4 protein-coding genes are annotated in these 4744 nt (G+C 71.7%); 3 read left to right on the forward strand and 1 reads right to left on the reverse strand.

Annotation, left to right across the window (positions count from 1 at the left end; translation table 11 throughout):
* Window positions 1-822 (reverse strand): CE1 family esterase (locus NBZ85_RS27730; protein ID WP_261560023.1); only part of this gene is annotated, 822 nt, incomplete at its 3' end.
* A gap of 86 nt (window positions 823-908) precedes the next feature.
* Here NBZ85_RS27730 and NBZ85_RS27735 point away from each other — a divergent pair.
* The 3 genes from NBZ85_RS27735 to NBZ85_RS27745 form a co-directional block, all read left to right on the forward strand.
* Window positions 909-1250, forward strand: a complete 342-nt coding sequence (locus NBZ85_RS27735) for a GrpB family protein (protein ID WP_261560024.1) — start codon at window positions 909-911, stop codon at window positions 1248-1250.
* Window positions 1251-1550: 300 nt separating this feature from the next.
* The gene (locus NBZ85_RS27740; protein WP_261560021.1) at window positions 1551-3269 is read left to right on the forward strand and encodes an NAD(P)/FAD-dependent oxidoreductase; all 1719 of its coding nucleotides are present in this window, start codon (window positions 1551-1553) and stop codon (window positions 3267-3269) included.
* A gap of 64 nt (window positions 3270-3333) precedes the next feature.
* Window positions 3334-4744, forward strand: a 1411-nt coding sequence (locus tag NBZ85_RS27745) for an ATP-binding protein (RefSeq protein WP_261562945.1), incomplete at its 3' end; no start/stop codon positions are given.

Genomic DNA, 4744 nt, shown 5'->3' on the forward strand with positions numbered 1-4744 from the left:
GGGCTGGGCCGTGCGCGGGGCCGGGTTGCAGCCGTAGCGGTCGGCGTAGGCACGGACCACCGCCGGCGCCGCGGGCACCCGGGCCGAGGAGCCCGCCACCACGCCGCCGCCATAGGGCACGGACGGGTCGGCGGTGCCGTGCACGGCCATCGTCGCGGGGGCGCGCCCAGCGGGGCAGCGGGCCTCGAAGGTCGAGGAGACCATGGCCACGGCGGTGAACCGGGCGGACCGGCAGACCAGTGCGGCGGCGAACTCGGCGCCGTTGGAATGCCCGGTGGCGTAGACCCGCCGGCCGTCGAGGCAGAGCCGGGAGGCGAGGTCGGTCAGCAGGGCGCCGACGAAACCGACATCGTCGGCCTTGCCCGGGTCGCTCATCGTGTTCCACCGGCGCGGCGTGCCGAGCGCGTCCGGAGTCACCACGACGAAGCCGCGCCCGGCGCCGGCGACGCCCATGCGCGACCGCTGTTCCTCCAGCGCCGCGTCCGCCTTGAAACCGTGGAAGTCGAACACGACGGGATAGGAGAATCCCCCGTCGTAATCCGCGGGCACCGCCAACTGGTAGGAACGCCGGACCCCGTCATGAACAAGAATGTGCACCCCGCCGGCCGGCGGAATGCGTCCGGCGGACGGCGGGCACGCGCCGGCGGTCGGCAGGCTGGACGAGCCCGCGGCCAGCCGGAGTGGCGGCGCGCCGGTGACCCGGCCGACGGCGGCGCCGGAGCGGCCGGGCAACACCGCCACGAACAGCGACGCAACCGCCGCCATGATGGCGGCGCCCATCACGACGAGCGGCCATCTCGGCGCACTCGCGGTCCGGACCATCCGACCACGGTACGAACGAGGCCCAGAGAACGTAACGTTCGGCTGCGGACAGCTGCCCGACAGTCCGAATCGGGACAGCTGCCGTCATCCGCACCCGCGACGACCTGCCCGCCGTTGTCGCCCGGCTGCAGGCGGCCGGATACCACCACCGCGGCGACCTCGGCATCGCCGGCCGGGAAGCGTTCAGCACTCCGCCGAACACGCCGTCCCACCACCTCTACGTCTGTGCCGCGGACAACCCCGAACTCGAACGGCACCTGCGCTTTCGTGATGTGCTGCGCACCCATCCGCAGACAGCCCAGGCCTATGCCGCGCTGAAAAGATCTCTGGCGGCGCAGTTCCGTACCAACCGCGACGCCTACACCGAGGGCAAGACGACCTTCATCGAACAGGTGCTGGCCAAAGCCACTACTGGCGTTGAATCGTAGGGACCCTCGGCAGTGTTGTCGGTCCGTCAGAGGAACTGTCGCGATCGTCGTGGAACGGGGCTGTCTGGGGCGGTTTTCCGCACGTGTGAACGCGGCGGGGGGCGGAACCATAGACTGGCGGAACGCGGCGGCGCACGGACTGCACCGGCCCACCCGCGCCCATCCGCCTTCGTCCCGAGGCGCCGGCCCGCGGCCCGCGGCCGGCCGTCGCCTGACCGGCCCGTGACCCGCGCTCGACCGATCCGCGTCCGACGACACACCGGCACCGCGCCAGCCACCGATTCTTCCCGGGGGGCATTTATGACGTCCGCATCGGCTCCGCCCACGCCCGGCGCCGCGGCGGCGCCCGGATCGAGGCCGGCCTCTCGGCCGGCGATCCTCACCGTCGACGACGACCCGAGCGTCTCCCGCGCGGTCGCCCGCGACCTGCGACGCGAGTACGGGGAGCGCTACCGGATCGTGCGCGCCGAGTCCGGTCCGCAGGCGCTCGACGCGCTGCGGGAGATGAAGCTGCGCGGCGACCGGGTCGCCGTGCTGCTCGCGGACTTCCGGATGCCGACGATGAACGGCATCGAGTTCCTCGAGCAGGCCATGGACCTGTACCCGACGGCGCGCCGGGTGCTGCTGACCGCGTACGCCGACACCACCGCGGCGATCGACGCCATCAACATCGTCGATCTCGATCACTACCTGCTCAAGCCGTGGGACCCGCCGCAGGAGAAGCTCTACCCGGTCGTCGACGGCCTGCTCGACGCCTGGCTCGCCGCCGACCACACCCCCGTCGCCGAGACCCGGGTCGTCGGGCACCGCTGGTCGGCGCGTTCCTACGAGGTGCGCGACTTCCTCGCCCGCAACCAGGTGCCCTACCGCTGGTACCTGTCCGAGGAGCCGGAGGGCGCCCGGCTGCTGGCTGCGGCCGAGGCGTCCCCCGACACACTGCCCATCGTGATCACTCCCGACGGGGTGACGCTGACCGACCCCTCCGACGCCGAGCTCGCCGGCCGGGTGGGGCTGAGCACCTCCCCCACCGCGGACTTCTACGACGTCGTGGTGATCGGCGGCGGCCCGGCGGGACTGGGCTCGGCGGTGTACGCGGCCTCGGAGGGCCTGCGCACCGTCCTCGTCGAGCGCACGGCCACCGGCGGGCAGGCCGGTCAGAGCTCGCGAATCGAGAACTACCTGGGCTTCCCGGACGGCGTGTCCGGCGCCCAGCTCACCGACCGGGCGCGGCGGCAGGCGGTCAAGTTCGGCGCGGAGGTCCTCACCGCCCGCGACGCCGTCGCGCTCGAGGTCTGCGGCCCGGCGCGCACGATCCACTTCGACGACGGCCGGCAGATCTCCGCGCACGCCGTCGTCCTCGCCACCGGGGTGTCCTACCGGCAGCTCACCGCCCCCGGCCTGGACGAGTTCACCGGCCGCGGCGTGTTCTACGGCTCCGCGCTCACCGAGGCGCCCGCCTGCGCCGGGCAGGAGGTGTACATCGTCGGCGGGGCGAACTCGGCCGGCCAGGCCGCGATGCACTTCGCCCGGCACGCCCGGCGGGTCACCCTGGTGGTACGCGGGTCATCGCTGGAGTCGTCCATGTCCCACTACCTGATCCAGCAGCTCGCCGGGGTCCCGGCGATCACCGTGCGGACCTGCACCGAGGTCGTCTCAGCCGAGGGTGACGGCCATCTGGAACAGCTCACGCTGCGGGACAACGCCAGTGGCGAGACCGAGACGGTCGACACCCAGTGGTTGTTCATCTTCATCGGCGCCGCGCCGCGCACGGGCTGGCTCGACGGCGTGCTGACCCGAGACGAGCGCGGGTTCGTCCTCGCTGGGCCGGACCTCGTCGTCGATGGTCGCCGCCCGCCGGGCTGGTCACCCGACCGCGACCCCTACCACCTGGAGACGTCGGTGCCGGGGGTGTTCGTCGCCGGCGACGCCCGCGCCGAGTCGGTGAAGCGGGTGGCCTCCGCGGTCGGCGAGGGCGCCATGGCCATCGCGCTCGTCCACCGCTACCTGGAAAAGCAATGACGTACCTCGCGAAAGCAATGACGTACCTCGCAGAAGCAATGACGGCCGCATCGGGAGAGTAACCATGACGACGGTTCCCTGCGACGTCGACGAGCTGCGCACCCTGTTCCTGTTCGAGAAGCTCACCGACGACCAGCTCCACTGGCTGTGCGAACGCGGGCACGCCGAACTGATCGAACCTGGCCCGGTCTACTCCGAGGGCACGCCGGCGACCTGCTTCTACGTGCTCATCGAGGGTGCGCTGGTGTTGTCCACCCGGGTGGGCGCGGACGACATCGAGGTCGTGCGCTCCTCCCAACGGGGGGTGTACGCCGGTGCCTGGCACGCCTACCTCGGCGACCGGGTGCCCCAGCTCTACAAGAACTCGATGCGGGTCACCGAGCCCAGCCGGTTCTTCGTCCTCGACGCCGACGACGTGGCCACCATCATGCGCGAGTGGTTCCCGATGGCCCTGCACATGCTCGAGGGCCTGTTCTTCGGCATGCAGAACACCCAGCAGGTGGTCGGCCAGCGGGAGCGGCTGCTCGCGCTGGGCTCGCTGTCCGCGGGGCTGACCCACGAGCTGAACAACCCGGCGGCCGCGGCCGTGCGGGCCACCTCCGCGCTGCGCGAGCGGGTCGCCGGCATGCGGCACAAGCTCGGCATGATCGCCTCCGGTCCGTACGAGCGCACCGAGCTGGAGGTGCTCATCCGCCTGCAGGAGGAGGCGGTGGAGCGGGTGGCGAAGGCGCCGTCCCTCAGCCCGATCGAGGTCTCGGACCACGAGGACCTCATCGGCGACTGGCTGGACGAACGCGGCATCGGTGACGCCTGGGACGTCGCGCCGATCTTCGTGCAGGCTGGCCTGGACGTCGCCTGGCTCGACCACGTGGCCGCCTCGGTGCCGGCGGGCGTGCTCGACGGCGCCGTGCGCTGGCTGACCTACACCGTCGAGAGCGAAATGCTCATGCGGGAGATCGAGGACTCCACCACCCGGATCTCCACCCTGGTCACCGCCGCCAAGCAGTACTCACAGATGGACCGGGCGCCGTACCAGACCGTCGACATCCACGAGCTGCTCGACAGCACCCTGATCATGCTCGGCCGCAAGATCGGCGACGACGTCGACATCCGCCGGGACTACGACCGGTCGCTGCCTCCGGTCCCCGCCTACGCCGCCGAGCTCAACCAGGTCTGGACGAACCTGATCGACAACGCCGTCGCTGCGATGGACCGCCGCGGCACGCTGACGGTGCGCACCTTCGCCGACCACGACACCCTCGTCGTCGAGATCGGCGACACCGGCCCCGGCATCGACCCCGCCATCCGGGACCGGATCTTCGAACCGTTCTTCACGACGAAGGCGGTTGGCGAGGGCACCGGCCTCGGCCTGGACATCTCCTGGCGGATCGTGGTGAAAAAGCACCACGGCGACCTGCGGGTCACCTCCGCCCCCGGCGACACCCGCTTCCAGATCCGCCTCCCCCTCGCCGCCC

Origin of the sequence: Frankia tisae (assembly GCF_025403405.1) — a bacterium.
Lineage (GTDB): Bacteria > Actinomycetota > Actinomycetes > Frankiales > Frankiaceae > Frankia > Frankia tisai.